The organism is Salipiger mucosus DSM 16094 (assembly GCF_000442255.1).
GTDB lineage: Bacteria > Pseudomonadota > Alphaproteobacteria > Rhodobacterales > Rhodobacteraceae > Salipiger > Salipiger mucosus.
Window position 1 is genome coordinate 22,950 of record NZ_KE557273.1, and the last position, 22,534, is coordinate 45,483.

22 protein-coding genes are annotated in these 22,534 nt (G+C 69.8%); 11 read left to right on the forward strand and 11 right to left on the reverse strand.

Features of this window, described 5'->3' with window-relative positions; genetic code table 11:
• Window positions 1-60 precede the first annotated feature (60 nt).
• From SALMUC_RS00115 to SALMUC_RS00125, 3 genes are all read right to left on the reverse strand, one after another.
• Window positions 61-819 (reverse strand): uroporphyrinogen-III C-methyltransferase, encoded by a 759-nt coding sequence (locus SALMUC_RS00115; RefSeq protein WP_020042079.1) that lies wholly within the window; start codon window positions 817-819, stop codon window positions 61-63.
• Between the two features lie 251 nt (window positions 820-1,070).
• Window positions 1,071-1,634 carry a DUF4202 domain-containing protein gene (locus SALMUC_RS00120; protein ID WP_020042080.1) on the reverse strand — a complete coding sequence of 188 codons (564 nt, stop codon included), beginning with the start codon at window positions 1,632-1,634 and terminating at the stop codon, window positions 1,071-1,073.
• 113 nt (window positions 1,635-1,747) lie between these two features.
• Entirely contained in the window at window positions 1,748-2,350 is a 603-nt protein-coding gene (locus SALMUC_RS00125; protein WP_037371015.1) for a response regulator transcription factor, read from the reverse strand.
• Window positions 2,351-2,652: 302 nt separating this feature from the next.
• Here SALMUC_RS00125 and SALMUC_RS00130 point away from each other — a divergent pair, with 302 nt between their 5' ends.
• Both SALMUC_RS00130 and SALMUC_RS27880 read left to right on the forward strand, forming a co-directional pair.
• Complete coding sequence (locus SALMUC_RS00130) at window positions 2,653-4,536, forward strand: sensor histidine kinase (RefSeq protein WP_217626323.1); 1,884 nt, start codon at window positions 2,653-2,655, stop codon at window positions 4,534-4,536.
• Window positions 4,481-5,158: a response regulator gene (locus SALMUC_RS27880; protein WP_020042082.1), complete on the forward strand. Its 678-nt coding sequence runs from the start codon at window positions 4,481-4,483 to the stop codon at window positions 5,156-5,158. The genes SALMUC_RS00130 and SALMUC_RS27880 overlap by 56 nt, the downstream gene beginning before the upstream one ends.
• A 23-nt stretch (window positions 5,159-5,181) precedes the next feature.
• Here the strand turns inward: SALMUC_RS27880 and rlmN are convergent, their stop codons facing one another.
• Both rlmN and SALMUC_RS00140 read right to left on the reverse strand, forming a co-directional pair.
• Window positions 5,182-6,369, reverse strand: coding sequence for a dual-specificity RNA methyltransferase RlmN (gene rlmN / locus SALMUC_RS00135; RefSeq protein ID WP_020042083.1), 1,188 nt, complete (start codon window positions 6,367-6,369; stop codon window positions 5,182-5,184).
• Window positions 6,370-6,445: 76 nt separating this feature from the next.
• Complete coding sequence (locus SALMUC_RS00140; RefSeq protein ID WP_020042084.1) at window positions 6,446-9,334, reverse strand: error-prone DNA polymerase; 2,889 nt, start codon at window positions 9,332-9,334, stop codon at window positions 6,446-6,448.
• A 198-nt stretch (window positions 9,335-9,532) separates the two neighbouring features.
• On the opposite strand from SALMUC_RS00140, the gene SALMUC_RS00145 reads away from it, so the two are divergent.
• On the forward strand, window positions 9,533-9,877 hold the full coding sequence (locus SALMUC_RS00145; RefSeq protein WP_020042085.1) for an antibiotic biosynthesis monooxygenase family protein: 345 nt from the start codon (window positions 9,533-9,535) through the stop codon (window positions 9,875-9,877).
• Between the two features lie 55 nt (window positions 9,878-9,932).
• Here SALMUC_RS00145 and SALMUC_RS00150 read toward each other — a convergent pair whose 3' ends face one another.
• The 5 genes from SALMUC_RS00150 to uraH all read right to left on the reverse strand — a co-directional run bounded on the left by SALMUC_RS00150 (window position 9,933) and on the right by uraH (window position 13,341).
• The gene (locus tag SALMUC_RS00150; RefSeq protein WP_020042086.1) at window positions 9,933-11,117 is read right to left on the reverse strand and encodes an amino acid aminotransferase; all 1,185 of its coding nucleotides are present in this window, start codon (window positions 11,115-11,117) and stop codon (window positions 9,933-9,935) included.
• On the reverse strand, window positions 11,117-11,974 hold the full coding sequence (gene sseA / locus SALMUC_RS00155) for a 3-mercaptopyruvate sulfurtransferase (RefSeq protein ID WP_020042087.1): 858 nt from the start codon (window positions 11,972-11,974) through the stop codon (window positions 11,117-11,119). The genes SALMUC_RS00150 and sseA overlap by 1 nt, the downstream gene beginning before the upstream one ends.
• Window positions 11,975-12,050: 76 nt before the next feature.
• Window positions 12,051-12,287 (reverse strand): hypothetical protein, encoded by a 237-nt coding sequence (locus tag SALMUC_RS00160; RefSeq protein ID WP_020042088.1) that lies wholly within the window; start codon window positions 12,285-12,287, stop codon window positions 12,051-12,053.
• Between the two features lie 93 nt (window positions 12,288-12,380).
• Complete coding sequence (gene smpB, locus SALMUC_RS00165) at window positions 12,381-12,860, reverse strand: SsrA-binding protein SmpB (protein ID WP_020042089.1); 480 nt, start codon at window positions 12,858-12,860, stop codon at window positions 12,381-12,383.
• A gap of 121 nt (window positions 12,861-12,981) precedes the next feature.
• Complete coding sequence (gene uraH / locus SALMUC_RS00170) at window positions 12,982-13,341, reverse strand: hydroxyisourate hydrolase (protein ID WP_020042090.1); 360 nt, start codon at window positions 13,339-13,341, stop codon at window positions 12,982-12,984.
• 139 nt (window positions 13,342-13,480) lie between these two features.
• Here uraH and puuE point away from each other — a divergent pair, with 139 nt between their 5' ends.
• From puuE to SALMUC_RS00190, 4 genes are all read left to right on the forward strand, one after another.
• Window positions 13,481-14,899, forward strand: coding sequence for an allantoinase PuuE (puuE, locus tag SALMUC_RS00175; RefSeq protein ID WP_020042091.1), 1,419 nt, complete (start codon window positions 13,481-13,483; stop codon window positions 14,897-14,899).
• 21 nt (window positions 14,900-14,920) lie between these two features.
• Complete coding sequence (gene alc, locus SALMUC_RS00180) at window positions 14,921-15,940, forward strand: allantoicase (protein ID WP_020042092.1); 1,020 nt, start codon at window positions 14,921-14,923, stop codon at window positions 15,938-15,940.
• On the forward strand, window positions 15,940-16,425 hold the full coding sequence (locus tag SALMUC_RS00185; protein WP_020042093.1) for an ureidoglycolate lyase: 486 nt from the start codon (window positions 15,940-15,942) through the stop codon (window positions 16,423-16,425). Before alc ends, SALMUC_RS00185 begins: the two co-directional genes overlap by 1 nt.
• Window positions 16,426-16,491: 66 nt before the next feature.
• On the forward strand, window positions 16,492-17,952 hold the full coding sequence (locus SALMUC_RS00190) for a uracil-xanthine permease family protein (RefSeq protein WP_020042094.1): 1,461 nt from the start codon (window positions 16,492-16,494) through the stop codon (window positions 17,950-17,952).
• Window positions 17,953-18,002: 50 nt separating this feature from the next.
• Here SALMUC_RS00190 and SALMUC_RS00195 read toward each other — a convergent pair whose 3' ends face one another.
• Window positions 18,003-18,554: a hypothetical protein gene (locus SALMUC_RS00195; RefSeq protein ID WP_020042095.1), complete on the reverse strand. Its 552-nt coding sequence runs from the start codon at window positions 18,552-18,554 to the stop codon at window positions 18,003-18,005.
• A 187-nt stretch (window positions 18,555-18,741) separates the two neighbouring features.
• On the opposite strand from SALMUC_RS00195, the gene SALMUC_RS00200 reads away from it, so the two are divergent.
• The 4 genes from SALMUC_RS00200 to SALMUC_RS00215 all read left to right on the forward strand — a co-directional run bounded on the left by SALMUC_RS00200 (window position 18,742) and on the right by SALMUC_RS00215 (window position 22,446).
• Window positions 18,742-19,035 (forward strand): hypothetical protein, encoded by a 294-nt coding sequence (locus SALMUC_RS00200; RefSeq protein WP_021119647.1) that lies wholly within the window; start codon window positions 18,742-18,744, stop codon window positions 19,033-19,035.
• Window positions 19,013-19,711 carry a winged helix-turn-helix domain-containing protein gene (locus SALMUC_RS00205; RefSeq protein ID WP_020042097.1) on the forward strand — a complete coding sequence of 233 codons (699 nt, stop codon included), beginning with the start codon at window positions 19,013-19,015 and terminating at the stop codon, window positions 19,709-19,711. The genes SALMUC_RS00200 and SALMUC_RS00205 overlap by 23 nt, the downstream gene beginning before the upstream one ends.
• 165 nt (window positions 19,712-19,876) lie before the next feature.
• Window positions 19,877-20,908: a BMP family protein gene (locus SALMUC_RS00210; protein ID WP_020042098.1), complete on the forward strand. Its 1,032-nt coding sequence runs from the start codon at window positions 19,877-19,879 to the stop codon at window positions 20,906-20,908.
• Window positions 20,908-22,446: an ABC transporter ATP-binding protein gene (locus SALMUC_RS00215; protein ID WP_020042099.1), complete on the forward strand. Its 1,539-nt coding sequence runs from the start codon at window positions 20,908-20,910 to the stop codon at window positions 22,444-22,446. Before SALMUC_RS00210 ends, SALMUC_RS00215 begins: the two co-directional genes overlap by 1 nt.
• The last annotated feature ends 88 nt before the right edge of the window (window positions 22,447-22,534 follow it).

The window sequence follows — 22,534 nt, forward strand, 5'->3', positions numbered from 1 at the left end:
GCGGCGGGGTGCCTGTTTCCCGGAACCTAGGGCCGGTGTCCCGGGCGGTCCAGATCCCGGTCAGGCGAAGATCGCCCTCTGACGGCTGTTTTCCTGCCACCTGTGGCGCGCCACGACATCGCCCACCACGCAGACCAGCTGGCCTTCGGGGGCCAGCGTTGCGAGGATGCTGCGCAGGTGACACAGGCGGCTCCGGATGCTGGATTCGCGCGGCGTCGTGGGCTCGGAGACGACGAGCACCGGGACCGCTGCCGGCATGCCGTTGCGCATCAGCCGCTCGGCCACGGTGCCGAGGCGCGTGGCTTCCATCTGGCAGACAAGCGTCGTGCGGCGGTCGGCCATCGCCTTCCAGTCCGCGCGTTCTGGGAGTTCGTCCAGCGGATCCCGGAGGAACCGCACGCCGCCTCCGATCTCGCCGGGCGCGAGCGGCACCGCCGCGGAGGCGGCGATGGCCTGCGCGGCGATCAGGCCAGGCACGACCTCGTGCGGGATGCCGGCGGTGCGCAGCGCGACGATCTCGGCTTCGAGATCGCTCTCCATCAACGAGACGTCGGCCTTGAGACGCACCACTCGCAGGCCCTGCAGGGCCAGCGAGACCATGAGGCCGGCGGCCTCCGCCTCGTGGGGGCGCGCGGCGGCGTCCACGTCGAAACGGGCGATGGTGCGTGGCAGGATGTTCAGGATCTCGGGCGCCACGTCGCGGTCGTACACGACGACCTCGGCCTGCTCGAGCACCCGGCGGCCCTTGACGGTCATCAGGTCGGGATCGCCGGGGCCAGCGCCGACGACATGGACCTTGCCTCTGCACGGGGCGTTCATCGTCCCGCGCTTCCGCTGCTGAATGGCTCGCGCCCGCGCATGGCGAGCGGGTGGCGGGAGGTCCGATCGGACCCATGGCTATTCGTGTATGGCATCGTGAAACTGCAAGATCGCGGTGCCGTCTTCCGACACCGGCGCGGGGATATTCAGGGTGCGTCGGGGGGCAACACGGCCCAACGGGCAGCGTTCCGTGAATTAATATATCGAAGAATGACCTTCAGTCTTTGACATAGGACAATTTCTTCGACGCCTCAGCCACGAAAGGCGGCGGCGAAGGATTCGGGCAGATCGAATTCCGCGAGCGCCCTGGCGCGGCCCGCTTCGGACATCTTGGCGGCCGTTCGCGAGACGATTCGTTCCAGTGAAGCGTTGCTGCGTCCCTCCGCGAAGTCGGCGAAATACCAGCGCAGGAAGACGAAGCAGATGACATCCTCAAGCGCCTGAACCTCGGTGTCCCGCTTGAGTGCCTCCTTGCGCAGCATGGTGCCGACGCGCGCGCGGTCGGGCTCGGGATAGCCTGCCTCCTCCATCATGCCGGCGATGCGGTTGGCGTGGCGTCGGCCCTGTTCGCGGCGCCAGGCGAAGTAGCCGGCGCGGCCATCGGGATAGGCGTCGCGCGGCAGGAGCCAGCGTTCGACGTGCTGCCCGCGCGCCGCGATGCGCAGCAGGTCCGAGGCCTCCGGCTCCAGCCGGTCGAGCTCTGTCGTCATGCGCTGACCGTAGACAAGCGCGGCAGGCGTGCCGTCTTCCGTGTTGGGGTCGGCAGCGTTGGCGGCGTCGATGGCCGCGATGACCTGGGCAAGGCGTTCCGTCATCTGGTGCGATCCGTCGGCAGGTGAGTGTTACCGGGTTCCCTGCAGGATGTCGCAAGGCGCGCGGCGGGTCGAGCCCCCAGGGTCACTGCCATGGCATCGTGCCGGACCTGCACTCAGGCGATGTTCAACTCCTTGGCGATCATGGCGGCGTGGGTCCGGTTGCGCGCCTCCAGCTTGCGGCTGAGAGTCTTGACGTGAAGTTTCACGGTGACCTCCTGAAGCTCGAGATCGCGCGCGATCTCCTTGTTCGACTTGCCCTCGCAGATGCCGCGCAGCACCTCGTGTTCGCGCTTGGTCAATTCGCCCGCCTTTCCCTGCCCGCTGCGGGACATGAAGGTGTAGGGGGCAAAGATCTCGCCCGCCGCCATGACGTGCGTGGCGCTCACGATGGTGCGCGAGGGCAGCGTCTTGGGGACGAAGCCGGCGGCTCCGGACCGGATCGCCGCCTCGGCGATTTCCGGCGTGGCGCTGCCCGAGAGCAGGGCGACCGGAAGTCCGTCGTTCGCCTCGCGCATCTCGGCAAGGCCGGCCAGGCCGTTCATCCCCGGCATGTTGTAGTCCAGCAGGACCAGGTCGAAGGCGCCCGAGCCACGTGCGCGCGCCATGGCCTGATCCAGCGTGGCGGCGGTTTCGACGTCCTCGATCCCCTCGGCACGCAGGAACGCCGCGATGGTTTCGCGGACAAGATCGTGGTCGTCGGCGACGAGTATGCGCATCTGCCTTCCCTTCGGCTTGTCGGCCATGGCGGCAGGTTTGGCGCAAAATCCTTTCGGATTGGTTGCCCCGAAAAGACCGGGTCGCGGTTTGCGGTTTGGTAACGCCCGTCTGCGACAGGCGGCGTCGATATTCATCGCCCGAGGGTCCTGCTCATGATCCGATGCCTTGCCTGTCTGCTGGTATCGTTGCCCCGAAAAGGGTGGCGACGGCGCGTCTACCGGCTCGATTCAGATGCCGCTCGGCGATTCGGGCTCGTCCATCTGCGCCGCATCCCGCAACCGGACAGGCGCGATGTCCGGCCGTGACGGGTCACGCGCGACAGGGTGGCCGATGGCGGGGCCTGCGTCGGTGGCGCGGAGGGCTGATCGCGGCGCCCTTCATCGCGCTGTGCTGCGCTGCTGTAGTGGTGCTCAGTGCCGATGCGGCACGCCACATTCAGGCCCTGGCCACCGCCAACAGCGACAGCAGCCAGTGGGCGCTCGCTCAGGTCGAGGTCGAGTTCGCCGCCCTCCAGGAAGCGTTGAATGCTCCTCCGGAGCGCGTCGAACCGGCCGAGATCCGGCGCGCCTTCGATGTCTTCTACAGCCGCACGCAGACCATCGCCACGGGCGCGCCCTATGCTGGTGTCGTCGCCGAGGAACGCGCCGGCGCGGCGATGGGCCGGTTGCAGGATTTCCTGCGCGACGTCGTTCCGCTGATCGACGGGCCGGACACGGCGCTGATCGACGCGCTGCCCCGCCTTCAGGTCCGCGCGACGAACCTGCGGTCCGACGTCCGGCGGCTGTCGCTGGACGGCGTGCGGGTGTTCTCGACCGAAGCGGAGGCGCGGCGTCGTGCGGTCATGCAGGGGCTGGTCCGGCTGGCTGCCACGACCGCGGCGCTTGTCATGGCGCTCGCCGTCGGGGTGGTCGCGCTTTGGCGCCTCGTGCGGGAGGCACGCGAGCAGGCCCGGAGGCGCGCCCGCGCAAACCACCGGCTGGAGGCTGTGGTCGCAACCGCACTGGATGCCATCGTCGTGACGACCCGCAACTGGCGGATCCTCGAATTCAACGCCGCGGCGCGCGCCATCTTCGGGCTTTCGCGCGAGGCGGCGCTGGGCCAGCACGCCGGCGATCTCCTGTTTCCGCCCGAATGCCGTGCGGTGGCCTGCCGTGACAGCGACGGCGGGCGGCTGCGCACCACGGCGCGGCGCGCCGACGGGACAAGCTTTCCCGCCGAGGTTGCGGTGACCCGTTCGGAGCAGCGCGGCAATGTCCTGCGGGTGATCTCGCTGCGCGATATCACGCGTCAGGTCTCGGACGAGGCCGAACTGGTGGCCGCGCGCGACCAGGCCGTGGCAGGGGAACATGCCAAGGCGCGCCTGCTCGCGGTCATGAGCCACGAGATGCGGACGCCGCTGAACGGGATGATCGGCGCGCTGGAGCTGATGGACGACACGCAACTGTCGGCGGATCAGCGCGAGTACCTGCGCGTCCTGCGCCGCTCGGGCGACATCCTGCTGGGACATGTGAACGACGTGCTCGACATTTCGCGGCTCGAGACCGGCGAATTCACCTTTGCCCGCGCGCCATTCGTCCCGCACGCGCTGCTCGAGGAGGTGGCCGATACCCTGCAAACGGCGGCAAGGGCACGCGGTACGCGTCTTTGCCTGGCCACGACAGATGATGGGCCGCCCGTGCTGGGGGACCATCGCCGCCTGCGGCAGGTCCTGCTGAACCTCGTCGGCAACGCGGTCAAGTTCACCGAGAACGGCGAGGTTCGCATATCGCTCCGGCGGGACTCCGCGCGCGAGCGGATCGCCATTGCGGTCGCGGACACCGGGATCGGTATTTCTCCCGAGCAGCTCGAATGCATCTTCGAGGATTTCGTGACGCTCGATGCCTCCTACATGCGCACGGCGGAGGGGACCGGGCTGGGGCTTGGCATCGCGCGGCGGCTTGTCGAGGGCATGGGCGGCACGACTCTCGGTCGAGAGCGCGCCCGGGGCGGGGTCGACCTTCACGGTCACGGTGCCGGCCCCTGCGGCCGAACACACCACCGCTGCGCCGCCGGCCGAGGGGAGGGCGCCGCCTCAGGTGCCGGGTCCGGCGCGCGAGGTGCTGCTGATCGAGGACAATCCCGTCAATCGCATGATCGCGACGGCCATGCTGCGGCGTCTCGGGCATGTCGTGACCGAGGCCTGTGACGGGACCGAGGGGCTGGCCCGTGCCTGTGAAGGGCGCTTCGATCTGATCCTGATGGACATCAGCATGCCGCGGCTCGACGGGGTCGAGACCACCCGGCGCATCCGCGCCGGTGGCGGGCCCAATGCGGAGACGCCCATCGTCGCACTCACCGCGCATGCGCTGCCGGGGGACCTCGCCCGGTTCGAGGCGGCCGGGATGACGCAGGCGCTGACGAAGCCGGTGTCGCGCGCGGCGATGGCGGCGCTCTTCGAGCAGGACCCGCCCGCCGCGACGCCGGCTCAGGCGCCTGTGGACGAGGTTCTCGACCGCGCGACGCTGGAGGCCGCCGCGGCGACGCTGGGACACGAGACCTTCGAGGCGATCCGCGCGCAGTTCATCGAGGAGACAGAGGCGGCGCTTGACCGGCTGCACGAAGGGCTGGCCGCGGGGCTGGCGCCCGAGGACTACGCGGCGGAGATCCACAAGCTGGCGGGATCGGCCGCGGTTTTCGGTGCGGCGGGGCTGCACGCGGCGCTGCGTGCGCAGGAAACGCGCGCGCAGGACGGGGCGGAGCTGCGGGCCGCCCACGAGGGGCTGTTTCCGGTCTGGCAGAGCACGCGCGCGGCGCTCGCCGCGCGCTGACGCGCCCGAAGGCGCCCCGGGCGTCAGTCCAATCCGGCCTCGGCGGCGATGGCGCGGCGCGACTTGCGCTGACGCTCGGTCGCGGATTTCAGCTGGCCGCAGGCGGCCATGATGTCCTCGCCCCGCGGGGTGCGGATGGGCGAGGCGTAGCCCGCCTTGTACACGATGTCGGCGAAGGCCTCGATCCGGTCCCAGTCGGAGCGTTCGTAGGGTGCGCCGGGCCACTCGTTGAAGGGGATCAGGTTGATCTTGGCCGGGATGCCCGAGATCAGCTTGACCAGCCGCCGCGCGTCGGCGTCGCTGTCGTTCACGTCCTTGAGCATCACGTATTCAAACGTGATCCGCTCGGAGTTCGACAGCCGCGGATACTCGCGCAGGGCGTCGAGCAGCGTCTCGATGTTCCAGCGCTTGTTGATCGGCACCAGCTTGTTGCGCACCTCGTCTGTGGTGGCGTGGAAGCTCACGGCCATGAGGCAGCCGATCTCCTCGGCGCAGCGGGCGATCTCGGGGACGATGCCGCTGGTCGAGAGGGTGATGCGCCGGCGCGAGAGTGCGATGCCCTCGCCGTCCATGACGATCTTCATGGCGTCGCGCACGTTGTCGAAGTTGTAGAGCGGCTCGCCCATGCCCATGAGCACGACGTTCGACAGCAGGCGCGGGCCGCCCTCGCCGGTGCCGGTGCCCGGCTCCGGCCATTCGCCGAGATCGTCGCGCGCGAGCATGACCTGGCCGACGATCTCGCCCGCGGTGAGGTTGCGCACCAGCTTCTGCGTGCCGGTGTGGCAGAACGAACAGGTCAGCGTGCAGCCCACCTGGCTCGAGATGCAGAGCGTGCCGCGCCCCTCCTCGGGGATGTAGACGGTCTCGACCTCGTGGCCGCCGGCGATGCGCACGAGGTACTTGCGCGTGCCGTCGGCCGAGACGGTCCTGGACACCATCTCGGGCAGTTCGATGGTGAAGCGCTCTGCCAGCAGGGCGCGGTAGCTCTTGGCGAGGTTGGTCATCTCCTCGAAGTCGCGCACGCCCCAGTGATAGACCCACTGCCAGACCTGAGTGGCCCGCATCTTGGCCTGCTTCTCGGGGGTGCCGGCCTCGATCAGGGCCTCGCGCAGCTGCGGCCGCGTGAAGCCCACGAGGTTCACCTTGCCCGTCTCGGGCAGCTTGCGGGGAATGGTCACCACGTCCTGCGTGATCGGCGCGTCTGCGGCCATGTCGTCGGTCCTCTGGCAGAAGAAGCCGAACCCATACAGGATTCGACGGCAAAAACAAAGGGCAGCGTGGCGTCGCTCACGGCGGCGTGGGCCTGCCGCTACCCGGCGTCAGGATGTGGCGCAGCAGCGCCACCGGATGGCGGCGCAGGGTCAGGCGCATGGCGACGAAATCCTCGACGATCTCCTCGCCCTCGGTCATTTCGGGCAGCTGCGCGGCGGGCTCCTCGGGCAGGCCACCCTCGAGGTCGTCGGCGAAGAGCGGCAGCGGCGCGGGCGCCTCGAGCCCCTTGGCCTCCCACAGCGCCTCGCGGCGCGAGAGGCCGAGCTCGGCAAAAACATCGGCCTCGGCCAGCCGCGCGAGCGGGGCGGGCCCCAGCCCGGCCCGGCGCCAGACGTCGCGCACCGAGCGATAGCCGTTGCCTCGCGCGCAGGAGATCCAGAGCGCGTCCTCCTCGGCCAGGCCACGGATCTGCCGGAACCCCAGCCGCAGCGCCAGCCCGCCCGTGCCGTCGGGCTCCATGACGTTGTCCCAGGCGCTGGCGTTGATGCAGACCGGGCGCACCGTCACCCCGTGGGCGCGGGCGTCGCGCACGATCTGCGAGGGCGCGTAGAAGCCCATGGGCTGCGAGTTCAGCAGCGCGCAGGCGAAGATGCCGGGGTGGTGCCGCTTGATCCAGGCCGAGGCATAGACCAGCAGCGCAAAGCTTGCCGCGTGGCTTTCGGGGAAGCCGTAGGAGCCGAAGCCCTCGATCTGGGAAAAGCAGCGTTCGGCGAATTCGGCGTCGTATCCGTTGTTCGCCATGCCGCGCAGGAAGCGGCCGCGGAACTCGCTGACGTTGCCGTGTTTCTTGAAGGTGGCGAGCGAGCGGCGCAGGCGGTCGGCCTCGTCGGGCGTGAAGCCCGCGCCGGTGATGGCGATCTGCATGGCCTGCTCCTGGAAGAGCGGCACGCCAAGCGTCTTGCCCAGCACCCGGCCGAGGGCGTCGGAGGGAAAGCTCACCTCCTCCTCGCCGTTGCGGCGGCGGATGTAGGGGTGGACCATGTCGCCCTGGATCGGGCCGGGGCGGATGATCGCCACCTCGATCACGAGGTCGTAGAAGCAGCGCGGCTTCATCCGGGGCAGGAAGTTCATCTGCGCGCGGCTTTCCACCTGGAAGACGCCGATGGTGTCGGCGCGGCAGAGCATGTCGTAGACGCGCGGGTCCTCCTGCGGGAGCGTCGCCAGCGTGTGCCGCGCGCCCTCGTGCTGCGCCACGAGGTCGAAGGCCTTGCGGATGCAGGTCAGCATCCCGAGGCTCAGCACGTCGACCTTGAGGATGCCGAGCGCGTCGATGTCGTCCTTGTCCCAGCAGATGACGGTGCGGTCCTCCATCGTGGCGTTCTCGACCGGCACCAGCTCGTCGAGCCGCCCCTCGGTGACGATGAAGCCGCCGACGTGCTGCGACAGGTGGCGGGGGAAGCCCTGGATCTCGTCCACGAGGTCCAGCGTCAGCCGCAGCCGCCGGTCGGCGGGGTCGAGCCCGATCTCGCGCAGGCGCTGGTCCTGCAGCCCGTCGCCGCCGAAGAAGCCCCAGAGCTGCGAGCTGAGCGCGCCGAGCGTATCCTCGGAGAGCCCCATGGCGCGGCCCACCTCGCGCAGGGCGCGCTTGCCGCGGTAGTGGATCACGGTGGCGCAGAGCCCCGCGCGGTGGCGGCCGTAGGTGTCGTAGATGTGCTGGATGACCTCCTCGCGCCGCTCGTGCTCGAAGTCGACGTCGATGTCGGGCGGCTCGTCGCGGGCCTCGGAGACGAAGCGCTCGAAGACCATTGTGCCGGTCTCGGGCGAGACCGAGGTGACGCCGAGGCAGTAGCAGACCACCGAGTTGGCAGCGCTGCCGCGCCCCTGGCAGAGGATGCCGCGCGAGCGGGCGAAGGCGACGATGTCCCGCACGGTAAGGAAGTAGGGCTCGTATTTCAGCTTTCCGATCAGGTCGAGCTCGTGGGCGAGCTGCCTGCGCACGCTCTCGGGCGCGCCGTGCGGGTAGCGCCAGTCGAGGCCTGCGCGCGCCAGCCGTGCCAGCCGGTCCGTGGCGGTCTCGCCCTCCGCGATCTCGGAGGGATACTCGTAGCGCAGGCTGCCCAGGTCGAAGGTGCAGGTGCGGGCGAGCGCGGCGGCGCGGTCCACGGCCGCCTCGTGGGGGCCCAGAAGGCGGCGCATCTCGGGCCCCGAGCGCAGGCGCTGTTCCGCGTTGGCCAGCGCCGCGCGGCCCAGTTCCTCGACCCGGCAGCCGAGGCGGATGGCGCTCAGCGCGTCGGCCATCCGGCGGCGGCGGGCGTGGTGCATCCGGGGCCGCGCGGTGGCGACGGTGGGCAGGCCGAGCCTCTCGGCCAGCGCCGCGTTCCGGTCGAAGCGGGCGGCGTCCTGCCCGTCGTAGGCGGGGGCGAGCGCGAGGTGGCATTGGCCGGGAAAGCGGCGCGCCAGCCGCCGCGCCTGCGATTCCCACGCGCCGGAGGCGTCTTCGGGCGGGTGCAGGATCAGTTCCAGTCCTTCGGCGCCCTCCATCAGGTCGGCGAGGTGCAGCCGGCAGGCCCCCTTCTCGGCCCGCAGCCGCCCGCGCGAGATCAGCCGGCAGAGCCGCGCCCAGCCCGCGCGCGTGGCGGCCAGCGCGGTGGCCTCCATGCCCTCGGACAGGACCAGCCGCGCGGCGGGGATCAGCCGCGGGACGCAGTGCGCCACGGGCGCGCGCGGTGGGGCGGGCAGATGCGCGGGGGCAGGGGGGCCGAACAGGGCGTGCTGCCGCTCGGCGACCTCGCGGGCGATCTCCTTCATCCGCGTGTGGGCGCGTACGATGCCGGCGACCGAGTTCTCGTCGGCGATGGCGATGGCCTCGATCCCGAGGGCGGCGGCGCGCTCCATGTATTCCTCGGGGTGCGCGGCCCCGTGGAGGAAACTGAAGTTCGAGGTGATCGAGAGCTCGGCGGACATGGGCGTAGTATGTTCCACTTTTGTTCCGATTTGGAGTCCCGGTGTCGTGAGTGTTTCGCCCGGCCCGGAAACAAGGCGCGCAGCGCCGCCGGGCCAGAGGCCGTCCGGGCGGCCAGTCGGGCGCCGGCCTTCCCGTTTTGAGGCGCCCCTTGGAAAGCGCAGGCCCGCGGGGCAAGCTGCGCGGCGGAAGGAGGACCCATGATCGCCATCATCTTCGAAGTCATCCCCGCCGAGGGACAACGCGAGGCCTATCTCGACATCGCGGCCGAGATGCGGCCCATGGTCGAGGAGGTCGAGGGATTCCTCTCGGTCGAGCGTTTCGAGAGCCTGACCAACCCGGGCAAGCTGCTCTCGATCAGTTTCTTCGAGGACGAGGCCGCCGTCGCGCGCTGGCGCCGGCTGGCGGCGCACCGGCGGGCGCAGTCCAAGGGGCGGGCGGGCATCTTCGCGGACTACCGGCTCAAGGTCTGCCACGTCCTGCGCGACTACGGCATGACCGACCGCGCCGAGGCGCCCGAGGACAGCCTGCAGACCCACGGCTGACACGAAAACGGCGGGCCCGGAGGCCCGCCGCGAATGCCGTGCAGCGAAGGCGCGCTCAGACGCCGGCGTCGACGATGGCCTTGGCCAGGATCGGCACGCTGTCCTTGTTCAGGCCCGCGATGTTGATGCGCGAATCGCCCACCATGTAGATCGCGTGATCCTCGCGCATCCTGGTGACCTGCTCGGGCGTGGCGCCGAGGCGCGAGAACATGCCCCGGTGCTGTGCGATGAAGGAGAAGCGGTCCGAGCCGGACAGGCGCTGCAGTTCGGTCGCGAGCTGGTCGCGCAGGCCGAGCATGGTGTTGCGCACCTCTTCCAGTTCCAGCGCCCAGTCGGCGCGCAGCGCCTCGTCCTGCAGGACCATCATCACCAGACGCGCGCCGTGGTCGGGCGGGAAGGAGAAGTTCTGCCGGTTGAGGTAGTTCAGCGTGCCCTGGTGCAGCTTCTGCCGCGCGGGATCGTTGCAGACCGCCATCAGCAGGCCGGTGCGCTCGCGGTAGATGCCGAAGTTCTTCGAGCAGGAGGCCGCGATCAGGCATTCCGGCACCGAGGAGGCCACCATGCGCACGCCCTCGGCATCCGCCTCGAGCCCGTCGCCGAAGCCCTGGTAGGCGATGTCGATCATCGGCGTCGCGCCCTTCTCGAGCAGCAGGTCCACCACGGCCTTCCACTGCGGCATCGTCAGGTTGGCACCGGTGGGGTTGTGGCAGCAGCCGTGCAGCAGCACCACGTCGCCCGGCAGCACGTGCTGCAGGTCGGCGATCATGCCGGCGAAATCGACGCCGCGCGTCTCGTCGTCGAAGTAGCGGTATGCCACGGTCTCGATCTGCATGTGCTTGAGGATCGAGAGGTGGTTGGGCCAGGTCGGATCGCTGACGAAAACCCGCGCCTTGGGGTTCGCCATGCGGATCATGTCGAAGCCTTGGCGCACCGCGCCGGTGCCGCCGGGGGTGGCCGCCGCCGCGACCTGCTCGCGCGCGACCGAGTCGCCCAGCACGAGCTTGACCATCGCGTCGGAAAAGCCCGGATCGCCCGCAAGGCCGGTGTAGGCCTTGGTGGTCTCGGTCTCCCAGAGCTGTTTTTCGGCGGTCTTGATGGCGCGCATGATCGGGGTGTTGCCGCTGGCGTCCTTGTAGACGCCGACGCCAAGGTCGATCTTCTGCTCCCGCGGATCCTCGCGGTAGGCCTGCATCAGCATCAGGATCTTGTCGGCGGGTTGTTCTTTCAGCGTCTCGAACATCAGTCGTCTCCGGTGGCCACGGGCAGCGTGGGGAAGAGCCCCCATTCGCTCCAGGACCCGTCATACAGGGAATGGTCGCTCTTGCCCATGCGGGTCAGGGCGAGATTCAGGATCGCCGCCGTCACGCCCGATCCGCAGGAGGTGATCGCGGGTTTTTCCAGGTCCACGCCGGCCGCCTCGAAGGTGGCGCGCAGCGCCTCGGGGTCCTTCATCGTGCCGTCGCCGTTCAGCAGGACGCCGAAGGGCACGTTCCTGGAGCCGGGGATGTGACCGGCGCGCAGGCCCTCGCGCGGCTCGGGCACCTCGCCGCGGAACCGCTCGGCCGCGCGGGCGTCGATGATCTCGGTGTCGCCGAGCTTGGCCGCGGCCGAGACCTGCGTCACGTCGCGGACCATGTGGTTCTGGCGCCGCACGGTCATGTGCCTGTCGCGCACAACGGGGGGCATGTCCTCGACCTCGCGGCCCTCGGCCTGCCACTTGGGGAAGCCGCCGTCGAGCACGGCGACGTCATCGTGTCCCATGAGCTTGAAGAGCCACCAGACCCGCGCGGCCGAGAACAGGCCAGCGCCGTCGTAGACCACGATCTGGTGGCCGTCGCCGACCCCCATGTCGCGCATCCGGCTCATGAATTTCTCGACCGGCGGGACCATGTGCGGCAGGTCCGAACGCTGGTCCGAGATGTCGTCGATGTCGAAGAAGCGCGCGCCCGGCACGTGGGCGGCGTCGTATTCGGAGCGCGCGTTGCGTGCCATCGCCGGCAGGTACCAGCTTGCGTCCAGCACGCGCAGGTCGGGGTCCTTGAGGTGCCGTGCCAGCCAGTCGGTGGACACCAGCGTCTTGGGATCGTCCTGGGCCATGGGCCTCTCCCGGGCAGTTCAGCGTTTGCCCGTGCTTAGTCGGCCCGCCGTGCAGAGGCAAGTCCGCCGGGGGCGGTCATTCGGCGGTGGAATGCGCGATGAGCCCGGCCAGCAGCAGCGCCAGCAGCCCGCCCGCCGCCGCAGCGGCCCAGAGCGCCGGCCCGTCGCCGGCCGACGTCACGGCAAGGGCGCTGCCCAATCCGCCGCCGACGAGCCCGGCCAGCGGGTCCAGCACCCGGCCGATGCTGAGCCGCGGCGCCATGAGGCCCGCCAGCGATGCGGCAAGCAGTCCTGCACTCATTCCCAGAAACATGCACTCATCCCCCGACAAAATGCAGCAGCCGACTCGCAGCCGAGCCGGACGAAAACTGTACCGTGGTTCGCGCGTGGAGTCTCTGTCGCCGGCTCAGCCGCGCTCCTTCAGGAGGCGCTGTTTCTGGCGGTTCCAGTCGCGCTTGGCCTCGGTCTCTCGTTTGTCGTGGATCTTCTTGCCCTTGGCGACACCGACCTTCAGCTTCGCGATGCCCTTGTGGTTGAAATACAACACCAGTGGCACAATTGTCATGCCCTTGCGCTGGGTCTCGTTCCAGAGCCGGGCGAGTTCCTTTTTCGAGACCAGCAGCTTGCGACGGCGGCGATCCTCGTGGCCGAACATCGCCTGCTCGTAGGGGGCGATGTAGCTGTTGACCAGCCACAGCTCGCCGTCCTCCACCGCCGCGTAGCTTTCGGCGATGTTGGCGGTGTTCTCGCGCAGGGACTTCACCTCGGAGCCGCTGAGCACGATGCCGCATTCCAGGTCGTCCTGGATGGCATAGTCGTGCCGGGCGCGCCGGTTCTCGGCGATCACCTTGTAGTTCGGATCCGCGTTCTTCTTGGGCTTGGACATTGCGTGCAGATAGTCTCTGGGGGCGCGGCTGTCCATATGCGGGGCACGATCCGCGGCGGTCGGGCGCTGGCCCGGTGGTGCTGCGCGCCTTGATTCCGGGCCAGGGCGCAGATCGCTGCCCTCAGCTCCCCCGGTAGGTCGAGTAGCCGTAGGGCGAGAGCAGCAGCGGCACGTGGTAATGCGCGTCGGCCTCGGCCATGCCGAAGCGGATCGGCACCTCGTCGAGGAAGAGCGGCTCGTCCCCCGCCTGGCCCGAGGCGCGCAGGTAGTCTCCCGCAAAGAAGATCAGCTCGTAGGAGCCCGTCTCGAAGCGCGCTGCCGGCAGGATCGGCGTGTCGGTGCGCCCGTCGGCGTTGGTCCGCATCTCGGCCACCATCTCGCGCCTCTCGCCGGTCAGCCGGTAGAGCAGGATGCGCAGTTCCGCCGCGGGCACCCCCCGCGCGGTGTCGAGCACGTGGGTGGTCAGGTATCCCTCCGCCATGAGCGTTTGCTCCCTTTTTCATCGGTGCTATTGAAGGCGGCAGGCCGGATCGCGCCGCGCCAAAGGTTCTCGGTTCCGCCCGGACTAGAGCGCGATTAGGCCGAGGATACAACGACCCCGACGACAGGAGACCGCGCCGATGCAGCGCTACGCCCGAAACATGATCGGATACGGGCCGGACCGGCCCGATGCAGGCTGGCCCGGCGGGGCGAAGATCGCGGTTCAGTTCGTGCTGAACTACGAGGAGGGCGGCGAGAACTGCCTGCTGCACGGCGACGCCGCCTCCGAGGGCTTCCTGTCCGACATCCCCGGCGCCGCGCCCTGGCCCGGCCAGCGGCACTGGAACATGGAGTCGATCTACGAATACGGCGCGCGGGCCGGGTTCTGGCGGGTGCACCGGCTGTTCACCGGCGCGGGCGTGCCGCTGACCGTCTACGGCGTCGCCAGCGCCCTCGCGCGCGGGCCCGAGCAGGTCGAGGCCATGAAGGAGGCCGGCTGGGAAATCGCCAGCCACGGGCTCAAGTGGATCGAGCACAAGGACATGCCCGAGGCCGAGGAGCGCGCCGCCATTGCCGAGGCGATCCGCCTGCACAAAGAGGTCGTGGGCGAGGCGCCGCGCGGCTGGTACACCGGGCGCTGCTCGGACAACACGGTGCGGCTGGCGGCCGAGACCGGGCAGTTCGACTACGTCTCGGACGCCTACGACGACGACCTGCCGCACTGGCTCGAGATCGGGGGACGGCAGCAGCTCATCATCCCCTACACGCTCGAGGCCAATGACATGCGCTTCGCCAACTCGCCGGGCTGGATCGAGGGCGAGCAGTTCTTCACCTACCTGCGCGACAGCTTCGACATGCTCTACGCCGAGGGGCAGGCGGGGCGGCCGGCGATGATGTCGGTGGGGCTGCACTGCCGGCTCATCGGGCGGCCGGGCAAGATCGCGGGGCTGAAGCGCTTCCTCGACTACATCGCGGGCTTCGAGGACGTCTGGACCCCGCGCCGCATCGAGATCGCGGAACACTGGGCCGCGCATCACCCGCCGGCCGAGCCGGGCACCGCGCCCTCGCGGATGGACCGCGAGAGCTTTGTCGCGGCCTTCGGCGGCGTGGTCGAGCATTCGCCCTGGGTCGCCGAGCGCGCCTTCGAGCTCGAGCTCGGGCCCGCCCACGACCGTCCGGCGGGGCTTGCCAACGCGCTGGCGCGGGTGCTGCGCACGGCCTCGGAGGACGAGCGGCGCGGCGTGCTGCTGGCGCACCCGGACCTTGCCGGAAAGCTCGCCGCGGCGAAGCGGCTCACCGAGGAGTCGACCGGCGAACAGGCCAGCGCCGGGCTGGACGCGCTGACCGACGCGGAACGTGCCCGCTTTACCGAGCTCAACGAGGCGTATAAGGCCAAGCACGGGTTTCCCTTCATCATCGCCGTGCGCGACCACGACAAGGCCGGTATCCTCGCCGCCTTCGAGCGCCGCGTGGACAACGAGACGGAGGTCGAATTCCCCGAGGCCTGCCGCCAGGTCGAGCGCATCGCGCGCCTGCGGCTGGACCAGATGCTCGGATAACACCAGAAGAAGAGGCCGCGAATGCCATCCATCGAATCCCTGAACCCCGACCTGCCGCTTTTTGCGCGCTCGGGGATCAATCTCGCCTCCGCCGGCCTTGGCGCGAAGGCGCTCGAAGCCACCAACGAGTTCTTCGCCCCGCTGGAACGGATGCTCGCCGACAGCGAACCCGTCTTCATCGAGGGCAAGTTCGACGACAACGGTAAGTGGATGGACGGCTGGGAGAGCCAGCGCCGCCGCGACGGAGGCCACGACTGGGCGGTCATCAAGCTGGCGGCGGCGGGCCGCGTGCTGGGCTTCGACGTCGACACGCGGCACTTCACCGGCAACTACGCGCCCGCCTGCCGGATCGAGGCAACGGTGCTGGGCGCGGACGAGAGCCCCGACGAGAGCACCCGCTGGGTCGAGATACTGCCCTACAAGCCGCTCGGCCCCTCGGCGCATCACTTCTTCCGCTGCGACAGCTACGAACGCTGGACCCACCTGCGGCTGCACATCTACCCCGATGGCGGCGTCGCGCGGCTGCGCGTCTACGGCGTGCCCGAGCTGGACGAGGCCGATGCCAAGGGCGAGATCGACTTCGCCTCGGCGCTGAACGGTGGCCGGGTGCTGGCCCTGTCCGACGCGCACTACGGCGACTACCGCCGCATCCTCGCGCCCGGGCGCGGGCTGGACATGGGCGACGGCTGGGAGACGCGGCGGCGGCGCGAGCCGGGCTATGACTGGATGATCATCGCGCTGGGCGCGCGCGGCACCATCGACAAGGCGCTGATCGACACCGCCCATTTCAAGGGCAACTACCCCGATGCCGTCTCCATGCACGCGGCGGACATGCAGAATTTCGGTGACGGCCTGACCGACGCGCTTATTACTGATTCCATGTTCTGGAAAGAGTTGCTGCCACGTCAACCGCTTGGCCCCGACGCCGAGCACAGGTTCCGCGAGGAACTGGCCGATCTCGGCCCGGTGACGCATGTGCGCCTCAACATCCACCCCGACGGCGGCGTCAGCCGGCTGCGGCTCTTCGGGCGGGCGGCGTGATGCGCGAGATCGCAGCGCGGCCGCTCACGGCGGCGGGCTTCGCGCCCTTCGGCGATGTTCTCGAGATTTCCGGGGCCCCGGACAAGATCATCAACCAGGGCCTCTGCGGGCGCCACCACGACCGGGCGACGCTGGATTTCGGCCCCGGCGGCCGGGCGGGCATCAGCCTCTTCGACGCCGAGCCGCGCAGCCTGCCCTACCGGCTGGAAATGGTCGAGCGGCACCCCGAGGGCAGCCAGGCGTTCATCCCGATGCATCGCGAGGAATGGCTGGCCATTGTCGCCGGTCCCGGCGAGGTGCCGGGCCCGGTGCAGGCCTTTCTCGTGGCGCCGGGGCAGGCGATCAATCTTCATCGCGGCACGTGGCACGGGGTGCTCACGCCCCTGCACGCGCCGGGCCTTTTCGCCGTCGTGGACCGGATCGGGGACACGACGAACCTCGAGGAGCACTGGTTGGAGGAGCCCATGCTCGTAACCGGCCCCTGACCGGGGCCTTCTCCTCCTGCAAGCGTCCGGCAAGAGACGGGGAGGCCGTGGACAGGGAGACGACCGATGGCCACACGTGCAGACCTTTCGCTGGGCACACCCGCGCAGCTTGCCGACCCCGACTACATGCCGCCGCTTGCCAAGGCGGTCCCGCTGGGCATCCAGCACGTGCTGGCGATGTTCGTCTCGAACGTCACGCCGGCGATCATCGTCGCCGGCGCGGCGGGCTTCGGCTTCGGCTCGAACTCGCCGGACTTCCCCGAGCTTCTCTACCTCATCCAGATGTCGATGCTCTTTGCCGGCATCGCCACGCTCTTTCAGTCCATCGGCATGGGTCCGGTCGGCGCGCGTCTGCCCATCGTGCAGGGCACCTCGTTCGCCTTCATCCCGATCATGATCCCGCTCGTCGCGGGGCAGGGGGTGGCCGCGCTTGGCGCGCTCTTCGGGGGCATCGTCGTGGGCGGGATCTTTCACGCCTGCCTCGGCACGGTGATCGGCAAGATCCGCTTTGCCCTGCCGCCGCTGGTGACGGGCCTCGTGGTCACGATGATCGGTCTCGCGCTGGTCAAGGTCGGCATCGAGTATGCCGCCGGCGGCGTGCCCGCCAAGGCCAGCGGCGCCGAGAGCTACGGCGGTCTCGCAAGCTGGTCGGCGGCGCTGGTGGTGATCTTCGTCACGCTGGGCATGAAGTTTTTCGCCCGCGGCCTCGCGGCGATCTCGGCGGTGCTGATCGGCATCCTGGCGGGCTATTTCTATGCGCTGGCCATCGGTCTTCTGTCGCTCGATGCCATCGCCTCGAGCTGGCAGAACTCGGCCGCCTTCGCGCTGCCGGTGCCCTTCAAGTACGGCTTCGACCTTTCGGTCGCGGCGATCGTCGGCTTCTGCCTCATGGCCTTCGTCTCGGCGGTCGAGACGGTGGGCGACGTCAGCGGCATCTGCAAGGGCGGCGCCGGGCGCGAGGCGACCGACCGCGAGATCCAGGGCGCGACCTATGCCGACGGCGTCGGCTCGGCGCTGGCGGGGATCTTCGGCGGCTTTCCCAACACCTCGTTCAGCCAGAACGTCGGGCTCATCGCCATGACCGGTGTCATGAGCCGCCACGTCGTGACCATCGGCGCGATCTTCCTGATCTTCTGCGGGCTCGTTCCCAAGGTGGGCGGCGTGATCCGCACCGTGCCCATCGAGGTGCTGGGCGGCGGGGTGATCGTCATGTTCGGCATGGTCGTGGCCTCGGGCGTGTCGATGCTGGCCGACGTGATCTGGGACCGGCGCAACATGGTGATCTTCGCCGTGGCCTTGTCCGTTGGGCTGGGCCTGCAGCTCGAGGTGCTGAACGTGCCGCCCGGCGCGCCGAACGCGCTGCAGCACCTGCCCGACACGCTGAGGATCCTCGGCGCCTCGGGCATTCTGCCCGCTGCGCTGATCGCCATCGTGCTCAACCTGACCCTGCCCAACCCGCTCTCCGAGGTCTCGACCGAGGAAATCACCGGCGGCATGGCCGGACGCGGCCCCGAGCCGGGCGAGTAATCCGCCGGCAAGGGCATGCCGGGGCCTTGGCCGCGGCATGCCCGGGACGCTCAGTCACGGCGGCCGTGGCGCCAGTCCGGGTCGTTGCGGGCGCGGTCCCGGCGACCGTGCCCGTCGCCCCGGCGCGGGGCGTCCCGGTCCAGCCGGTAGCCGTCGCGGCGCAGGCAGCCCGCGACATAGGCCGGCCGGACGCCGCGCCCGGTGCGGACCCGGGTGAGGCACTCGCGGGGCAGGCGGTTCACCCGCACGCCGTTGCGCTGCAGGCAGCCCTGGCCGAGCACGTAGCGCATGCCGCCGCCGCGCACCTCGAAGACGCAGCGCGAGGGAAGCACGCGCCGCCGGTCGTGGCGCGGCCTGTTGCCGAACCCGCGCCCGACGACCTCGGGCAGGGCGCGATGGCGCTGGCCCTGCGGCGTGTGAAAGCGCCAGTCGACGCGGTCCTCGCCGCGCGCGTCGGCGATGGTCTTGCCAAGGATGAAGAGCGTGGCCGCCGTCCCCAGCACGCGGGCGGCATCCTTGCCGTCGGCCCTGGCGGGGGCTGCGGACCAGGCGGTGATGGACAGCGATGCGGCCAGGACGGCGGCGATGAATCTGCGTGACATGACGGGTCTCCTTGGGGTGAGGCTGGTGTCTCGAAGGCCGCGGCGCCCGACCGGGCGGTGCGTCCTGCCATGAGCCTCCACGCGGGCCGGGAAGACAGGCAATCGCGCGCCTGTGTTATCGGATAACGGAACCCGAATCGGCATAGCGCTATTGAACTACATGGATGATATGCGCAGGCTCCCGGCCATGAAGACATGGCTCCGAACGTTGGCGGTCGCGCTCGCCCTGGCATTGCCCGCGGCGGCCGACGCGGCCTGCTACGTGGAATACAAGGCAAAGCAGGACGGGCCCCTCCGTCTGCACTACGGCATCGCGCTGCTGCACAGCGCGACATGCCCCAGCCGCGACTCGGCTGCGGCGCAGCTCGTGCAGCGGCTGGACCGCAACGGCTGGACCCTGCTCACCGTGATCGCGGTCTCCACCGGCGAGCCCTCGGGCAAGAAGAAGGCGAACGCCGGTGACTACTACCTCCGTTTCTGAGAGCCGCCGCGCCGGCACCCGCATCGTCACGTTCGGCATCGTCGCAATCGTCGCGCTCCTGGCCACGGGGGGCGCGCTTCTGATGCTCACGCTGCCCGACGCCAACGCCTTCAACGCGCGGGTCGAGCGGCTCTTCATCGAGAACGACGACCTGACCGCGCAGGCCGAGATCAAGCTGCTCGAGATCCTCGCCCAGTCGGGCACCGCCTTTTCCGACACGCTGGCCAGTTACCGCACGGTGATCTTCGTGCTGATGATCTTCGCCACCGCGCTGCTGGTCGCCGCGCTGGTCTTCCTCGTGATGCTGGTGACGCTCAACCGCCGCATGGCGCAGATCGAGCGGTCGGGCATCCAGGTCAACTCGCTCATCATCTCGCGCGAGGAGAACACCGTCTACCTCAACACCATGGGGTTCGAGCTGACCGAGGCCCTGATGGAGACGCTCGCCGTGCTGGCCGAGGCGCGGCTCGACGGCGAGATGCTGTCGGGCGCGCAGATCGAGGCCATGATCTCGGGGCGCGACGCCGCCGACTGCGAGGAATCCGCCGGGGCCATGCGCATCAAGCGATTGCGCGACGGGCTGGGCAACAAGCTGGTCAGTGAGCTGCTGGTGCGCAACATCGCCCGGCGCGGCTACATGCTGGCGATCGACAAGGACGTGATCGAGGTCGTCTGAAGCCCGCGCGCCCGGCGCTGCCCGAAAGCTGGGCGCGCCCCGGCGCGGCGATGAAAACCGCGCAGAACTCGCCCGGCGTCGGTCGCTTTCGATTGCCGCGACTCGCGCCGCCCTTTACCGTCCGGTCAAAAATTCATCATCGACCAACAGGGGACGGACCACGAAATGACCGACAGACGCGCGCATCTCGCCTATCTCAACCGCCGACGGATGCTCATGGGCACCGCCGGTTTCGCCGCTGCCGCGGGCACGGGCGTCCTGCCCGGCCGCCTGCTCGCGCAGGAGCCGATCTCGGTCGCGGGGATCTACACCGTGCCGGTGGAGCAGCAGTGGGTCAGCCGCATCCACAAGGCCGCCGAGGCGGCCAAGGCCGACGGGCAGATCACCTACACCTTCTCGGAAAATACCGCGAACACGGACTACCCGCGCGTCATGCGCGAATACGCCGAGAGCGGCGCCAAGCTGATCGTGGGCGAGATCTTCGGCGTCGAGCAGGAGGCCCGCGAGGTGGTGCTCGACTATCCCGACACCGCCTTCCTGCTGGGCTCGTCCTTCATGCCCGATCCCGCCTATCCGAACCTCGCGGTCTTCGACAACTACATCCAGGACGCCAGCTACCTCTCGGGCATCATCGCGGGTGCCATGACCGAAAGCGGCAACATCGGCATGGTCGGCGGCTTCCCGATCCCCGAGGTCAACCGCCTGATGCATGCCTTCATGGCCGGCGTCCGCGAGATGACGCCCGAGGCGGAGTTCCAGGTCAGCTTCATCGGCTCGTGGTTCGATCCGCCCAAGGCCAAGGAAACCGCCTTTGCCATGATCGAGAACGGCGCCGACCTGCTCTACGCCGAGCGCTTCGGCGTGTCGGACGCGGCGCAGGAGCGCGACATCCTCGCCATCGGCAACGTGATCGACACGCAGGAGGAATACCCCGACACAGTGGTCGCCTCGGCGATCTGGCACTTCGAGCCGACGCTGCAGGCCGCGCTTGCCAAGGTGGCCGACGGCAGCTTCGAGGCGGACAACTACGGTGTCTACAGCTTCATGAAGCACGGCGGCTGCTCGCTCGCGCCGCTGGGAACCTTCGAGGGCAAGGTGCCGCAGGCGGCGCTCGACCTCGTGGCCGAGAAGGAGGCCGCCATCAAGTCGGGCGAGTTCACCGTCGAGATCGACGACACCGAGCCCACCTCCTCCTGATGACGCATGAAGACGGGGCGCAGGACACGGTCCTGCGCCTGACCGGCATCACCAAGCGCTTCGGCGCGCTCACGGCCAACGACGACATCTCCTTCGGGCTGGCCCGGGGCGAGGTCGTGGCCCTTCTGGGCGAGAACGGTGCCGGCAAGACCACGCTGATGAACATCCTCTTCGGCCACTACACGGCCGACGCGGGCACCGTCGAGGTCTTCGGCCGCGCGCTGCCGCCGGGCCAGCCCGGCGCGGCGCTGGCCGCCGGCGTGGGCATGGTGCACCAGCATTTCACCCTGGCCGACAACCTGACGGTGCTCGAGAACATCCTGCTGGGCACCCGCCCGCTCTGGGCGCCCGGGCTTGGCCGGGCGGCGGCGCGCCAGCGCGTCGCGCAGCTGTCGCGCGACTTCGGCCTCGCGGTGCATCCCGACGCCCGCGTCGGCGCGCTGTCGGTGGGCGAGCGGCAGCGGGTCGAGATCCTCAAGGCGCTCTACCGCGACGCGCGTATCCTGATCCTGGACGAACCCACCGCCGTGCTGACCCCGCAGGAGACCGAGGCGCTCTTCGAGACGCTGCGCCGCGCGGTGGCGCAGGGGCTCTCGGTGATCTTCATCAGCCACAAGCTGCACGAGGTCACGGCGATTTCCTCGCGCGTGCTGGTGCTGCGCCACGGCCGGCTGGTGGGCGAGGTGGCGACCGCCCGGACCGATAGGCACCGGCTGGCAGAGATGATGGTCGGCGCCGAGATCTCCGCCCCCGCGCCCTCGGTGGCGCGCCCCGGCGCCGTGCTGCTGGAGCTGGACGGGGTCGAGACCGAGGCGCAGGGCAACGCCACGGGCTTGCGCGGCGTGAACCTCGCGCTGCGCGCCGGGCAGATCACCGGCCTCGCGGGGGTCTCGGGCAACGGGCAGGGCGCGCTCGCCGACCTGCTCTCCGGCCTCGCGGCACCGAGCGCCGGGCGCATGACGCTCGGCGGCGCCGAGGTGGCCGACTGGTCGCCCCGCGCCGCCGTCGCCGCCGGTATCGGACGCATCCCCGAGGACCGCCACCGCACCGGCACCATCGCCGACTTCACGCTGACCGAGAACGCGGTGCTGGAAAGCTACGCCCGCCAGCCGGTCAGCCGCCGCGGCTGGATGGACCGCGCCGAGGCGCGGCGCCGGGCCGAGGCGATCATCGCCGCCTACGACGTGCGCTGCCCAGGCCCCGAGACGCGCATCCGCCTGCTCTCGGGCGGCAACATGCAGAAGCTGATCCTCGGCCGCGTGCTCGAGGCGGCTCCCTCGATCATCCTCGCGAACCAGCCGGTGCGCGGCCTCGACATCGGCGCGGTCACCTACGTGCAGGAACGCCTGATCGCCGCCCGAGATGCCGGCGCGGCGGTGCTGCTCATCTCCGAGGATCTCGACGAGGTGCTCGCCCTCTCCGACGAGATCCGGGTCATTTCCGAGGGCCGGCTCTCGCCCGCCTTCCCGCGCGGCAGCCGCTCGCCCGCCGAACTGGGCCAGTGGATGGCCGGTCATGGGTTCGACGATGCGGCCTGAGAAAGACGATGGACGAGAGCCCGAAGCCCACGGCGGCCGAAGACCGGCGCCGCGAGAGATGACCGCCCCGTGCCCTTCATCTTTCCCC